Raw genomic sequence first — 13921 nt, forward strand, 5'->3', positions numbered from 1 at the left:
GGCACCCGATGATGGAGGCTTTCAGATTTTGGCGGCGAGACGGCAGAGCATCCGCGCAACTTCGAACGACTTCTCGAAGGCGGGGAGCGGCAGGAATTCGAAGCGCGAGTGGAAATTATAGGCGCCGGTGAAGAAATTCGGTGTGGGTAGGCCACGTGACGAAAGCGCTGCGCCATCCGTTCCGCCGCGCATGGGCAGCGGCTTGGGTGTTATGCCGAGTGCTTCCATCGCCGAGAAAATCATGTCCACGGGCCTTGTTTCCCCACCGAGATGATCGCTGATATTGTGATACTGATCGCTGATCCTGCAGGCCACATGGCCGCTCGGATAACGATTCCCTATCGCGGCCGCAGCCTTGTTGATCCTGTCCTTGCGCTTCTCAAATCCGGCCTTGTCGAAGTCGCGGATCATCACCGACAGGCGCGCCTCCGTGTCGTTGGCGCTTAGGTCCTTGAACCAGAAATATCCTTCTCGCCCCTCGGTTTGCTCCGGTGTCTCGGCCCGATCGAACTCGGCAACGAAATCCATGGCCATGAGCAGTGGATTGACGAGCACGCCCTTGGCGGACATGGGATGCGCGCTGACGCCGGTAAAGGTGATCTCGCCGCTTGCGGCGTTGAAATTCTCGAACACGATCTCGCCAAGCTCGCAACAGTCGATCGTATAGGCGAAATCGCAGGGAAAACGGTCGAGATCGAGAGCTTTTGATCCGCGCAACCCGATTTCCTCGTCCGGGACGAAAGCGATGCATATATCGCCATACTGGCCCGAGCTTCCAAGGCGGTTGAGCAGGGTCATAATAACCGCGATCGCCGCCTTGTTGTCGGCGCCGAGCACGCTGGTGCCGTCGCTGAAGATGATATCCTGGCCTTCCCATCCGCGGATTTCCGGGTGTTCCGCAACCCGAAGCCAGATGTCGCTTTCCGTATTGAGGCAGAGATCCTCCCCGTTGAAACGAAGGATCTGGGGCTTGATGTTGGGCGATAGGCCGACATTCACCGTGTCGAGATGAGCGATGAAGCCGATCTTTGGCGCCTTCGGCAGGGAGCCGCGTCTTATGGCCGTTACTGTCGCATGCCCGTCGATCGTCACCGCGTCGAGACCCATGCCCCGCAACTCGTCACGGAGAAGCGCGGCGAGCCTTGCCTGACCGAGGGTGGAAGGGAGAGTGGTGGACTTCGCATCGCTCTGGCTTTCGACCGCAAGATAACGGAAGAACCGTTCGATCAGTTCATTGCGAAGTTCCATGGCATGTCCTGTCTGTGGGGAGATGAATGAGAGATACGACTGCCACCAGCATAATTGGCTTGTGTTCCTTGCGCCATCGGTGGCTGTCCTGATCATGCCAATGGCTCACGCGGCTACGTATTACCTTTATCAATTCATTCGAATATTTTGAGTTTTCACGATCATTTATCCGTGTACACCTTGCTGATGGAGTGCTGTCGGGAGGATGGGTTGGAACTCAGGCAACTGAAATATCTGCTGACGGCAGTCGATTGTGGCAGTCTCGGCAAGGCCGCTTCCGAACTCGGGCTTGGAACATCCGCGCTCAGCCAGCAGATAAGCCGGTTGGAAAGCGAATTGTCGACAAGGCTGCTGGTGCGTGGCGCCTCCGGCGTCACGCCGACAGAGGCCGGTTATGCATTCTGTCAGCAGGCGAGGCTGGCGCTCCGCCACCTTGATGCAGCGACGGCTGCGGCTCAGGGCGCTCGTTTATCCGGCGTGGTGTCCCTGGGGCTCGCTCCCACCACGGCGTCTGTTCTGGCCCTGCCGCTGATCGAGGCGATGGCACGCCGTTACCCGAATATTCGACTGCAGCTGGTCGAGGGCATGTCGGGTCATCTGGCTGGAATGTTGAAGAACCGCCAGATCGACATCGCCGTGCTGTTCAACGCCGAATCCGTTGCATTCGCCGGCTCGGAGGCCATCCCTCTTCTGGACGAAAGCCTGTTCCTGATCGGCTCTCCGGCCCGTTCGGAGATTGCGGATCGCATTATCGGCGACACTGTCGCGATGGCAGAACTCGGCGGATTTCCGCTTATCTTGCCAAGCCGCGGACATGGACTGCGCGCGAGTCTCGATCGTTCGTTCGCCATCGCGGCGACCGCCCCGACGATCGTGATGGAAATCGACTCGCTGGCAGTTATCATGGATGCCGTGTCCGCCGGTGTCGGCTACACGATCCAGCCGGGTGCCGCCTTGGCACGCGTTGCCTCGAGCCAGCTCGACGTTCGCCCAATTTCGGACCCCGATGCCCATCGGCAAAATCTGCTTGCCAGCCTTCCCGAGCAGGAGTTGTCACCCGCGGCGCTGGCTCTGAGAGCGCAGGCGCGCAAGGTCGTGGCCGGTCTGGTTCGCGATGGGCGATGGAGCGGCGCTACCCTTCATGATCTGTAAATACACCTTCATCGAACGATGATGGTCGCATGCCCACCGTTACCATAGGTCTGAGTCCGAACCCTAATGGAGCTTTGGATCGTGATCGATGTCCTGATCATAGGCGGCGGTAATGCGGCCTTGTGTGCGGCCCTGATGGCAAGCGAGGCCGGCGCCTCGGTGCTGATGCTGGAAGCAGCGCCAAAGGCGTGGCGCGGCGGAAATTCGCAGCATACCCGCAATCTCAGATGCATGCATGATGCGCCGCAGGATGTACTGGTCGAAGCCTATCCTGAAGAGGAATTCTGGCAGGACCTTTTGAAGGTAACGGGCGGCGAGACCAACGAGCATCTGGCGCGTCTGGTCATCCGGGCATCGTCGAACTGTCGTGACTGGATGCGACGCCATGGCGTCCGCTTCCAGCCACCGCTTTCCGGCGCGCTGCATGTGGCGCGCACCAACGCCTTTTTCATGGGTGGCGGCAAGGCGCTCGTCAATGCCTATTACCGCAGCGCCGAGGCGCTTGGCGTCAAGGTCCGCTACGAAACGCCGGTGAGCGAGATCATCCTCGAAGGCGGCAAATTCATTGGCGTCGTGACGGAGAAAGGCGAGAGGATCACCGCGAAATCCTGTGTCCTTGCGGCAGGAGGGTTCGAGTCGAACCGCGAATGGCTGCGCTCCGCCTGGGGTCGCAATGATCGCGGCGAGTGGCCGGCTGACAATTTCCTCATTCGCGGAACGCGCTTCAATCAGGGTGTTCTGCTGAAATACATGATGGACGCGGGCGCCGACATGATCGGAGATCCTTCGCAGGGGCATTGCGTTGCCATCGACGCGCGTGCACCGCTCTATGACGGCGGCATCTGCACGCGCATCGACTGCGTCTCGCTCGGTGTCGTTGTCAACGGGCAGGGCGAGCGGTTCTACGACGAGGGCGAGGATTTCTGGCCGAAGCGCTATGCGATCTGGGGCCGTCTCGTGGCACAGCAGGCGGGACAGATCGGCTATTCGATCATCGACCGCAAGGTCCTTGGCCGTTTCATGCCGCCGGTTTTTCTCGGTGTCGTCGCCGACAGCCTTCCGCAACTGGCCGAAAAGCTCGGCCTGCCGGTGGATGCGTTCGTGAATACGCTCGCGGACTATAACGATGCCTGCCAGCCGGGTACGTTCAACCATACCGTTCTCGACGACTGTCGAACGGAAGGCGTGACACCGGCCAAGACCCACTGGGCACAGAAAATCGATACGCCGCCTTTTTATGGTTACGCTCTGCGTCCGGGCATCACCTTCACCTACCTGTCGCTAAAAGTGGACGATACGGCCGCAGTGCGCTTTGCCGATCGGCCGAGCCCCAACCTCTTCGTCGCAGGCGAGATGATGGCCGGCAACGTACTCGGCAAGGGCTACACGGCGGGTGTCGGGATGAGCATCGGAACGGCCTTTGGCCGCATCGCCGGATCGCGCGCTGCCGCCGCCGCACTTGCCGCGTGACATTTTTTCAGGAGCAACAAGAATGGCCGCCGTCGAAGATCTGATGGGTCTTGCCCGTCAAGCCGAGAGCGAACTGGACAACAACGCAGCCGAGGTTGACCGGATACTGCATATCTGCAACGCGTGCCGCTATTGCGAAAGCTTTTGCGCGGTGTTTCCGGCGATGACGCGAAGGCTGGATTTCAACGTGGCGGACGCCCACTATCTCGCCAATCTCTGCCACAACTGTTCGGCCTGTCTTTACGCCTGCCAATATGCGCCCCCGCATGAGTTCGGCGTCAATCTGCCGAAGACGCTCGCGCGGGTGCGGCGGGATACCTATATCGAATATGCTTTCCCCAAGGCCTTCGGCGAATTGTATCGGCGCAATGGTCTCACGGTGGCGATGGCCGTCAGTCTTGGTGTTGCCGCGTTCCTCATCGCCACGATAGCCATCAGGGGTAGCCTGCTGGTCCACGGGCTTGAGGGCGAGTTCTACGCCATTTTCCCGCATAATCTTCTTGCGGTCCTGTTCGGTGCGTCCTTCCTGTTCTCGATCGCGGCACTCGCCGTCGGTGTCACTCGGTTCTGGCGACAGGTGTCCGAGCCGGGCAGGCCCGTACCCCTCTCCGATGCCGTAGGGGAAGCGGCCAAGTCCGCTCTCACGCTGCAATATCTGGGCGGCGGACACGGAGACGGCTGCAATAACGAGGACGATGGCTTTACCTTGTGGCGCCGGCGGTTCCACCACTTTACCTTCTACGGTTTCATGCTCTGTTTCGCCTCCACCAGCGTCGCCACGCTTTATCACTACCTGTTTGCAATCGAAGCGCCCTATCCGGTTTTCAGCCTGCCGGTGATCCTTGGCACACTGGGGGGAGTTGGCCTCCTGATCGGCCCCGCCGGTCTTTTCTGGCTCAACATGAAGCGCAACCAGATGCAGACCGACGAGCGGCAGAAGGTGATGGATCGAGGCTTCATAGCCTTGTTGTTCTTCATCAGCCTGACCGGCCTTGCGCTTCTGATATGGAGAGAGAGCGCGGCGATGCCGCTCTTGCTGGCGATCCATCTCGGCTTCGTCATGGGACTGTTCCTGACGCTTCCCTACGGCAAGTTCGCCCACGGCATCTTCCGTTGTGCTGCTCTCCTCAAACATGCGATCGAAAAGCGGCGCCCGAATCCCATTCAGGCGGGGAGTGATTGATATGGATGCAAGACCTGAAAATGTCGGCCGAACGGCCAAGCCACAAAACGATCCAGTCAACTATGATGTCATCGTCATCGGGTCGGGTGCGGCCGGGCTCTCTGCCGCCGTTGTGGCAGCGTGCGAAGGCCAGCGGGTTCTGGTCGTCGAAAAGACCGACAGGGTCGGTGGAACGACCGCGATCTCCGGCGGGATGGTCTGGGTTCCGGCAAACAGCAAGATGGCTGCCGCTGGCCGTAGCGACAGCCTTGATCAGGCGCGGACGTATCTCGATGCCACCGTCCCGAAAGGGCTGGACCCGGCCCTGCGAGAGGCTTTCCTGAAACGCGGCAACGAGGCGATCGACTATCTGGAAAGTCACAGCGAGGTGAAGCTGCAGCCCGTCGTCACCTATCCGGACTATTATCCGGATCAGCCCGGCGCGGTTCTCGGCGCAAGGGTGCTGGAGTCCGTTCCCTTTGACGCGGGCGCTCTCGGTCCATGGTTTTCCAGGCTGCGTTCCCCGTTGCCGGATTTCATGCTGCTCGGCGGTATGATGGTTAGCCGGGCAGACATTCCCCATTGGCGGCGGTTCGCCAAATCGCCTCGGTCTGCGATGAAGGTCATCAGACTGGTCGCGCAATATCTCTGGCAGCGGACGCGCCACTCTCGCGGCACGACCCTTTATCTCGGCAATGCGCTTGTCGGTCGGCTTCTGCTGTCGGCCATCAAGGCGGGGGTGGTGATCGAAACCGAAACGGAGGTTCTCTCGTTGCTTCAGGACGGCGCAGCAGTCATCGGCATCCGTGCGAAGCAGGACGGGACTGTTGTCGAAATCGGCGCGCGCAAGGGCGTGATACTGGCAACCGGCGGCTTTTCGCATGACCCGGAGCTTCGCCGGAAATATCTGCCGCAGGCATTGGGCGAGGGCACGGCGACGATCGGCAGCAATAGTGGCACTGGCGGGCTGCGTCTGGGCCTTGCTGCGGGTGGAACGATTGCACCATCGCAGGGCGGCGGCTTTTGGGTGCCCGCGTCACCCTATACGGATGCTGACGGCAACAAACGCTATTTCCCGCATACGGTGACCGATCGCGGCAAGCCGGGATTGATTGCGGTAAACCGCCATGGTGTGCGGTTCACTAACGAAGCACGCTCCTACCACGAGTTCGTCAAAGCTCAGATCGAGGAGGGCGCCGACGCCTGTCCCGCATGGCTGGTCTGCGATGCGGCCTTCCTCTGGAAATATGGCCTTGGCCGGGTGAAGCCGTTCTCGCTCAACCCGTCGCGCTACGTCCGGGAAGGTTATCTTTTCAAGGCTGCTTCGCTTGATGAACTCGCGCAGCAGATCGGTTTGCCGACTGGCAGCCTCTCGCGCACCGTCGCTGCCTTCAACAAGGATGCAAAGAACGGCGTCGACCCCGAATTTGGTCGTGGTGGTGATGCCTATCAGCGGCATCTGGGCGATGCGGATGTGAAGCCCAATCCCTGTATCGCGCCGATCCTGAAGGCGCCGTTCTTTGCCGTGCCGGTCTATCCGGCCGATCTTGGAACGGCCGCTGGCCTGACGACAAGCAAGGACGGTGAGGTCCTTGGTGAGGATGGAAAGCCGATCGCGGGGCTTTATGCCTGCGGCAACGACATGGCATCGATCATGAACGGAGCCTATCCCGGCCCGGGCATTACCATCGGCCCGGCGGTGGTCTTCGGTTACATTGTTGGCCGGCATTGTGCAGCCCGGTGATGTCGATGTGAGATGTGGGTGCAGCCTGATGCAGATCAGCCGGAACGCGGCTCGGGGGCTGCAGTTGGGCCGTCGATCACAGGTATAGCCCTGACCTATTTGAGTTTACCCGGGTGGTTGCCTCTTATTGCCTCCGGCGGGGTTGCTATATTCCGTCCGCCGCCTCGGCGACGTAATTCAGGCAATATCGAGAGGCTTTCATGAGCTTTACACCCGACAGTCGAACCGACCTCGATCGGTTCTGGTTGACCATTCAGCGTTCCGCCGAGATCGGCAAGGGGCGCGAGGGCGGGCTTGCGCGCCTTGCGTTGACCGACAGCGATCGCGAGATGAGAGATGAATTCGTGGCGTGGTGCAAAGCTGCGGGCCTCTCGGTCGAGATCGACGCGATGGGCTCGATTTTCGCCCGCCGTGCAGGGCTCGACGACAGCCTTGCGCCGGTCATCATCGGCAGCCATCTCGACACGCAGATCAATGGCGGACGTTTCGACGGAATTGCCGGGGTGCTGGCCGGACTGGAAGTGGTTCGCACGCTGAACGATCTCGGACATGTGACAAAGCGCCCGATCATCGTTGTCAACTGGACCAATGAGGAAGGCGCGCGGTTCTCTCCGCCCATGGTGGCGTCCGGCGTTTTCGTTGGACAATACACGGTCGATTGGGCGCATGATCTTATTGCCGACGATGGGGCGCGGTTCGGCGACGAACTGGCGCGGATCGGATACCGGGGTGATGCAGCGCCCTTGAACGATGTCGATGCGTATCTAGAACTTCACATCGAGCAGGGGCCGATCCTCGATGCGGAAAGCCGACAGGTCGGCGTCGTCACGGGCGGGTATCCGAGCTATGGCATGCGTGTGCGTTTCGACGGCGAGACGGCCCATACGGGGCCGACGCCAATGGATCTGCGCCACAATGCATTGATCGCCGGCGCACGGTTCCTCACGGCAGTCGATGACATCGGCTGGGATTTTGCGGTTCACGACGGCAAGGCCACCGGTTCGCGCCTTGCAGCATGGCCGAACAAGCCCGGCATCCTGTCGGAGACCGCGCAATGTGTGGCGGATGTCCGGCATCCGGATCCGATCACCGCCAGGGTGATGGCTGAAAAGATGCGCCGTGCGGCCCACGAAGCCGGCGCAAAGGCTGGATGCAGCGTCACTGTCGAGGACGAATGGGCTTGGGGTGGCGACATCTTCGATGATGAACTGGTGACTTCCATACGTACGGAGGCCAAGCGTCAGGGCTGGAACTGGAGAGACATCGAAGCCCAGGCGGGGCACGATGCCTATCACATGGCGATGCGCTACCCGACCGCCATGATCTTCACGCCCTGCAAGGGCGGCATCACCCACAACAACAAGGAGGATTGCAGTCCGGACGATCTCGTCGCCGGCCTGAACATGCTCCTTCACGTCGCCGTGCAGCGCGCCGATCGCTGAGACGGGCAGGCGCTGCCGTCATCGAATATCCCGGCACGCCCCTCGTGCCGGGATCAGATCATGTCCGGATAGAGTTTCAGCAATTCGTCGATCAGATCGATGAACTTCTGCTCGGGCGGGGTCGGCTGCGACAGCGGGCTGTTGATCAGGAATACGTCCGCGCCGAGCGGCTGGTCGACAAGCCGGAGTGGCCAGAGTTTACCCGCCGGTGAGGCTTCCGATACGGTCATCACCGGTAGTATGCCGATACCAAGCCCGGAAACGATCATCCGCTGGACCTCTTCGAGATCATGGCTCGAGCCGCTGATGCGGCTGCCGAGGCCCATTCCCTCGCGCAGCATGATCATCGGCTCCAATCCCATGCCTTCCGTGGCGCAGTTGAAGGCGACAAAAGGCTCCTGCTGCAGATCGCGGGCGGTCACTTCCGTCCGGCCGTAGAGGGAATGTTCTATCCCGCAGAAAATCGAGAATTCCTCGCGAAACAGGTGGCGGCAGGTGAGGTTGATCAGCGGTTTCGTCAACAGGCAGATGCCAAGCCCCTTCTTCTCGCTGGTGATGCGACGCACGGTCTCGGCCGAATTCTGCACCTCGATCCGCCACGTGATGGACGGGTGGCGCTGGTGGTAAAGGCGGATTGCCTCGTCAATCAGTGGGGAGCGGAGCTGGCTGATGATGCTAAGGCGCAGTTCACCGAATTCCTCGTCGTTTCGGTCCTCGGTCAGGACGCCGATCCGGTCGACGGCGCGGAACATGTCGGCGCATTCCTGATAGATCTTCTCGCCACGCAGGGTGAGGGCAAAATGTCGGCTTCCGCGAAAGATGAGCTGGCAGTCCAGCTGTTCCTCGAGCTTCTGAAGCGCGAGGCTCACGGATGGCTGGCTAATGTTCAGCCGCTTTGCCGCGCGCGTCAGGCTCTTCTCCTCCGCGATGATGCAGAAGCTGCGCAGCAGGTTCCAGTTCAGGTCGGAAAGTTCGGGACGTTGGGGCATTGGAACATCTCGTCTGGGCTGCAGCGCTTTAGCATAATTTCGCAGGTCCGGAAGTATAGGCAACACCTATCGTTCGGATCAGGCCGAACGGCCATTGCCGGCTATATCCCGATCACGCCAGGCGTTAGTTTGCTCTCAAGTAGACACGACGCCGCGCTTCTGCGGGCGGAAATCTATGTCGACCGCGAGTAAGCAGATGATACCCAACCTGTCGCAAGTGCAGACCACGACCCTCGGCTCCTTTCTCTTTGAAGGTTTCATGGTGCCGTCGATCCAATCGATCATTCCGGCCACGCGGATATGGGGACCGGCGCTGACGGTGCGTTTGCCGGGTACGGATGGTGCGGCGCTGGTCGAGGCTCTTTCCATTGCTGCAGCCGGCGAGGTGATCGTCATTGATCGCTGTGGCGATCTTCGGCATGCCTGTTTCGGTGCGATCGCCGCGACGGCGGCGCTCAAGCGTGGAGTGGCAGGCGTCGTGATCGACGGTTTCGTGACGGATCTCGCTGCCTTGCTCGATATCGGCCTTCCTGTCTGGTGTCGCGGCCGCTCGCCGATCACCACACGCAGCCGCGGTATTGCCGGGCATGTTGGTGCCGTCATCAATTGCGGGGGAACCATGGTCGGACCGGGCGATATCATTCTGGCGGACGAAAATGGTGTCGTCGTGCTCGATCCGGCGATGGCGGGTGAACATGCGGCGACGGCGTTGCGCCTGCAGCAGGAGCAGATCGAGGTGTTGCATGCTCTCAATGCGGGAAAAACGCTGATGGAGATAGCCAAAGCTCGATCAGGATCCGGCGAAAACCGGTCGATATCGGGGAAAACGTCGTAAAGCGGTATTGTCAGGCAGACGCTATGATAGCCATAGGTAGGCCATCTTCATGGTGCGAGACGCGGTGCTCGGGAACTTCTAGATTACAACTCAACGACAACACTGACAAAAAGGGGACTTGCATGACCTTCCTCAATCGTATCCGTTGCTTGGCGATTGCTGCCGTGGCGACCGTAAGCGTGTCTGCCGGCATGGCGCAGGCCGATGACCTTGCTGACATCAAGGCTGCCGGCGTCATTAATGTCGGGATTTTCCCCGACTTCCCGCCGTTCTCCTCCGTCACCACTGATATGAGCACGGTCGGCTATGATGTTGACGTGGCAAACGACATTGCCAAGGTTCTTGGCGTCAAGGTCAACCTCGTTCCGATCAACGGCCAGAACCGCATCGCATTCCTCAACGACAAGCGCGTCGACATGCTGATGAGCGTCGGTTATTCCGACGAGCGTGCAAAGGCGATCGGCTTTGTCGCTCCCTACGCTCCTTATTACATCGCCGTGATCGGCCCTCAGGCAACGAAGCTGTCCGGCCCGGCCGATCTCGCCGGCAAGACGATCGCCGTCAATCAAGGTACGCTGGAAGACACGTCGCTGACCAAGGCTGCCCCGGAAAGCGCCACGATCCGCCGCTTCCCCAACTACAGTGCCGTAATCCAGGCTTTCATCTCCGGCCAGACCGACTTGATGGCTGCCGGCAACAACGTTGGCGCCCAGGTATTGGAAAAGCAGACGGGTCTGAAGCCGGAAGAGAAGTTCCAGCTGATGTCTTCGCCGTCGAATATCGCAGTTCGCAAGGGTGAGGATGCTCTCTCTGGCGTGATCGGCGATGCGCTGAAGACCATGATCAGCGACGGCACGCTTAACGCTGCATCCGAAAAGTGGCTGAAGACGCCGCTGAAGCTTGAAAACCTCAAGCGTCCGGAGTGATTGATGGCTGATCGGCCGGTGGCAGGCGCATGAACGGCGCTTTCGACTTCGGTTGGCTGGCAACCGGTTCCCGCGCCCTTCTTGAAGGCGCGGGAATGACCGTCATGCTGACCGTCACCTCAACAATTCTGGGAATGATAATCAGCGTATTCGGCGCAGCCGCTCGCCGTGGGCACATTCGCTGGCTGCAGGCGCTGGTCGGCGTCTATGTCGAAGCCATTCGTAATACGCCTTTCATCGTCCAGCTGTTCTTCATCTATTTCGGTCTGCCGAGCCTCGGTGTGAACCTCAATCCGGTATGGGCCGGCATCATCGCGATGACGCTCAATGTCGGTGCCTATGCGACCGAAATCGTTGCCGCCGGACTTGGTGCAATCGGTGATGGCCAGCGGGAGGCCGCACAGGCTCTTGGGCTCAAGCCGCGCGTGGTGTTTTTCAAGGTCATCCTGCCGCAGGCAATGGCGGTGATCTTCCCGGCTCTGGCCAGCCAGGTGGTGATGACCATGCTCGATTCCGCGGTCATCTCGCAGATCTCTGTGCGCGAACTGACGATGCATGCCAACCTGATTCAGAGCCAGACCTTCCGCCCATTCGAAACCTTTGCGATCGTGGCAGCCATCTATCTGCTGCTGGCCATCGCAGTGCGCCGCCTGTTGGGTTTTTGCGCCCGCCGATATGTGGGGCCGGGACTGTCATGATCGAATTCACTCTCTGGGACATCCTGCGCAATCTGCTGTTTGCCGCACGCTGGACCGTGCTGCTGTCGATCGCTGCCTTTATCGGCGGCACGATCGTCGGGCTCGGCGTATTGTTTGCGCGGATCAGCGAAAGAAAATGGGTGTGGAAGGCGGCACACTGGTACATCGAAGTGTTTCAGGGCACTCCGCTGCTGCTACAGCTCTTCCTGATTTTCTTCGGTCTGCCGCAGTTCGGGTTGAGAATCGAGCCCTGGACTGCTGCAGTCCTTGGCCTGACGCTTTACGCATCGGCCTATCTCGGTGAAATCTGGCGATCTGGTGTCGAAGCGCTTCCGCAGGGACAGTGGGATGCAGGCACGAGCCTCGGCCTGAAGCGATGGCAGGAACTGCGTCTGGTGATCCTGCCGCAGGCGTTTCGGATCACGACCGGACCGACCGTCGGCTTTCTCGTGCAGCTGATCAAGTCTACGGCGCTGGCCTCCATTCTCGGTTTCGAGGAACTGGTGCGTACGGCGGATGCTCTGAATAACGCAACGTTCCAGCCGTTTCGCGTCTACGGCCTTGTCGCGATCATCTATTTCGTCATGTGTTTCCCGCTGACGCGCTATGCGCTCTGGCTGGAAAAGCGGCAGGCAAAATACTGACGGCGTGATCAGCCGATTTTTGTCGTGCCCCGGCTGTGAGGTTTCTCAGCCGGGGTTTCTTTACTGCGGTTGGCCTCGGGCGAAAATTACAAGATCGACGCAATGCATTCGATTTCGATATCGAAGGCAGGCCATGTGTTGATGGCAACGCAGGTGCGGGCCGGGAAGCCTTCGGGAAAATAGGTGCGATAGACCGTGTTCATGTCGCCGGCGAGATTGTTATCGGCGATGTAGACCGTCGCCTTGACGACCTGGGCGAGCGAGGATCCGCCGAATTCCAGGGTGAATGCCAATGCGTCCAGGGCGACACGTGTCTGTGTCGCTATATCGCCACGAACGATTTCGCCTGTACGATGATCGATAGGAGGCATGCCGCAGGTGTAGAGCATGTCGCCGCTGCGCACGAGGACTGAAACCGGTGCGCCTATCCGGGCCAGTGTCTCCGAGATGACCGGGACCTCGATGATGGTTCTTTTCATGAAAGCATTCCTGTGATGGGACGGTCATCACTATAGCGTCACCTCGGCTGGGCGAAACCGGCGCAAGTCTAGCGGTCCACGATCACAGACATAGGCAGGGCCTATTGCACCGTTCGCGCCGTCACGCCTGGCCTCGATGGCCTTCCCGGCAGCATCAAACTTGTGATTTTCCCTCCAGATTGATGTGTGCCGGCTTGCTTCTGCCACGGTTGATCCCTTAGCCGTAACTGTCTTGCCGAAAAGGGATAGAAGAGGCGCATAATGGACGGGGTTACAGCCTACGCGATGCCTGGAACGGGCTATTTCGACCTCACGCCTGCGTCCGGCGGTGAGCCGTACCGCATATTTCTGTCCATTCCTGCAGGCGAGCCACCGGCTGAAGGGTGGCCTCTTCTCGTCCTGACCGACGGTAACGCGACCTTTCCATTTGCTGTCGCAAGCCTCGTCACCCAGGCACCCTATCCGACCGCCACCAATACCGGCTGGGGTGTCGTTGCGGCTATCGGCTATCCAAACGATGAGCCCTATAACGCCATGCGTCGTGCCTGGGATCTCGGCCCTCCGCCGATAAAATCCTATCCTCCCTATGTCGAGGGAGGCCCCCCGGTGCTGATCGGAGGAACCGGGCAATTGCTTTCGTTCATCGAGAACGAGTTGCTGCCGCGACTTGCGGATATGGTGCGGCTTGATCCGGCGCGGCGCTCGCTTTTCGGCCATTCCTTCGGTGGGCTTTTCACCCTCTATGCGCTTTTCGAGCGGCCCGGCCTGTTCAAGAACTGGATTGCAGCCAGCCCGACCATCTACTGGGAGGGGAGCGAAATTCTCAACAATGAGGCGCGCCGTCCGGCGGCGCCGGGCAATTCGCCATTCCTGCATCTGTCCGCAGGCGAATACGAAGGCGACGAACTGGCGCCGTTCCAGTACAAAAATGACGATGCCATGGAGCGTCTCGAAAAGAAGAAGGCCGAGCGCACCGTCGCACTGGCAAGAGAGATGGCAGAACGGTTGAACGGGACGGCGGATGGGATTCGCACCGAATTCGAAGTGTTTGCCGGAGAAACCCACATGTCTGTACTTGGCCCGGCAACCAACCGCGCCATCGGTATTGCCTTCGCTCTCAACGCCTGATTGG

13 protein-coding genes are annotated in these 13921 nt (G+C 60.1%); 10 read left to right on the plus strand and 3 right to left on the minus strand.

The window, feature by feature from the left end; genetic code table 11:
- Positions 1-21: 21 nt before the first annotated feature.
- Positions 22-1248 carry a peptidase T gene (gene pepT / locus NCHU2750_RS22890; protein ID WP_119944058.1) on the minus strand — a complete coding sequence of 409 codons (1227 nt, stop codon included), beginning with the start codon at positions 1246-1248 and terminating at the stop codon, positions 22-24.
- Between the two features lie 210 nt (positions 1249-1458).
- Here pepT and NCHU2750_RS22895 point away from each other — a divergent pair, with 210 nt between their 5' ends.
- From NCHU2750_RS22895 to NCHU2750_RS22915, 5 genes are all read left to right on the plus strand, one after another.
- Positions 1459-2400 (plus strand): LysR family transcriptional regulator, encoded by a 942-nt coding sequence (locus tag NCHU2750_RS22895; protein WP_119944059.1) that lies wholly within the window; start codon positions 1459-1461, stop codon positions 2398-2400.
- Positions 2401-2481: 81 nt separating this feature from the next.
- Positions 2482-3870, plus strand: coding sequence for an FAD-dependent tricarballylate dehydrogenase TcuA (tcuA, locus tag NCHU2750_RS22900; RefSeq protein WP_119944343.1), 1389 nt, complete (start codon positions 2482-2484; stop codon positions 3868-3870).
- Positions 3871-3892: 22 nt separating this feature from the next.
- Entirely contained in the window at positions 3893-5053 is a 1161-nt protein-coding gene (gene tcuB / locus NCHU2750_RS22905) for a tricarballylate utilization 4Fe-4S protein TcuB (protein WP_119944060.1), read from the plus strand.
- 1 nt (position 5054) lies between these two features.
- On the plus strand, positions 5055-6776 hold the full coding sequence (locus NCHU2750_RS22910) for an FAD-dependent oxidoreductase (RefSeq protein ID WP_119944061.1): 1722 nt from the start codon (positions 5055-5057) through the stop codon (positions 6774-6776).
- A gap of 200 nt (positions 6777-6976) precedes the next feature.
- The gene (locus NCHU2750_RS22915) at positions 6977-8218 is read left to right on the plus strand and encodes a Zn-dependent hydrolase (RefSeq protein WP_119944062.1); all 1242 of its coding nucleotides are present in this window, start codon (positions 6977-6979) and stop codon (positions 8216-8218) included.
- Between the two features lie 53 nt (positions 8219-8271).
- Here the strand turns inward: NCHU2750_RS22915 and NCHU2750_RS22920 are convergent, their stop codons facing one another.
- Complete coding sequence (locus tag NCHU2750_RS22920) at positions 8272-9207, minus strand: LysR family transcriptional regulator (RefSeq protein ID WP_119944063.1); 936 nt, start codon at positions 9205-9207, stop codon at positions 8272-8274.
- 175 nt (positions 9208-9382) lie between these two features.
- On the opposite strand from NCHU2750_RS22920, the gene NCHU2750_RS22925 reads away from it, so the two are divergent.
- The 4 genes from NCHU2750_RS22925 to NCHU2750_RS22940 all read left to right on the plus strand — a co-directional run bounded on the left by NCHU2750_RS22925 (position 9383) and on the right by NCHU2750_RS22940 (position 12310).
- Entirely contained in the window at positions 9383-10042 is a 660-nt protein-coding gene (locus NCHU2750_RS22925; RefSeq protein WP_245480451.1) for an RraA family protein, read from the plus strand.
- A gap of 122 nt (positions 10043-10164) precedes the next feature.
- On the plus strand, positions 10165-10968 hold the full coding sequence (locus NCHU2750_RS22930; protein WP_119944064.1) for a transporter substrate-binding domain-containing protein: 804 nt from the start codon (positions 10165-10167) through the stop codon (positions 10966-10968).
- 29 nt (positions 10969-10997) lie between these two features.
- The gene (locus NCHU2750_RS22935) at positions 10998-11666 is read left to right on the plus strand and encodes an amino acid ABC transporter permease (RefSeq protein WP_119944065.1); all 669 of its coding nucleotides are present in this window, start codon (positions 10998-11000) and stop codon (positions 11664-11666) included.
- The gene (locus NCHU2750_RS22940; RefSeq protein WP_119944066.1) at positions 11663-12310 is read left to right on the plus strand and encodes an amino acid ABC transporter permease; all 648 of its coding nucleotides are present in this window, start codon (positions 11663-11665) and stop codon (positions 12308-12310) included. Before NCHU2750_RS22935 ends, NCHU2750_RS22940 begins: the two co-directional genes overlap by 4 nt.
- A gap of 86 nt (positions 12311-12396) precedes the next feature.
- Here NCHU2750_RS22940 and NCHU2750_RS22945 read toward each other — a convergent pair whose 3' ends face one another.
- Entirely contained in the window at positions 12397-12789 is a 393-nt protein-coding gene (locus NCHU2750_RS22945; protein WP_119944067.1) for a RidA family protein, read from the minus strand.
- A 261-nt stretch (positions 12790-13050) separates the two neighbouring features.
- On the opposite strand from NCHU2750_RS22945, the gene NCHU2750_RS22950 reads away from it, so the two are divergent.
- On the plus strand, positions 13051-13917 hold the full coding sequence (locus NCHU2750_RS22950; RefSeq protein ID WP_119944068.1) for an alpha/beta hydrolase: 867 nt from the start codon (positions 13051-13053) through the stop codon (positions 13915-13917).
- Positions 13918-13921 lie beyond the last annotated feature (4 nt).

Source organism: Neorhizobium sp. NCHU2750, assembly GCF_003597675.1.
Classification (GTDB): domain Bacteria; phylum Pseudomonadota; class Alphaproteobacteria; order Rhizobiales; family Rhizobiaceae; genus Neorhizobium.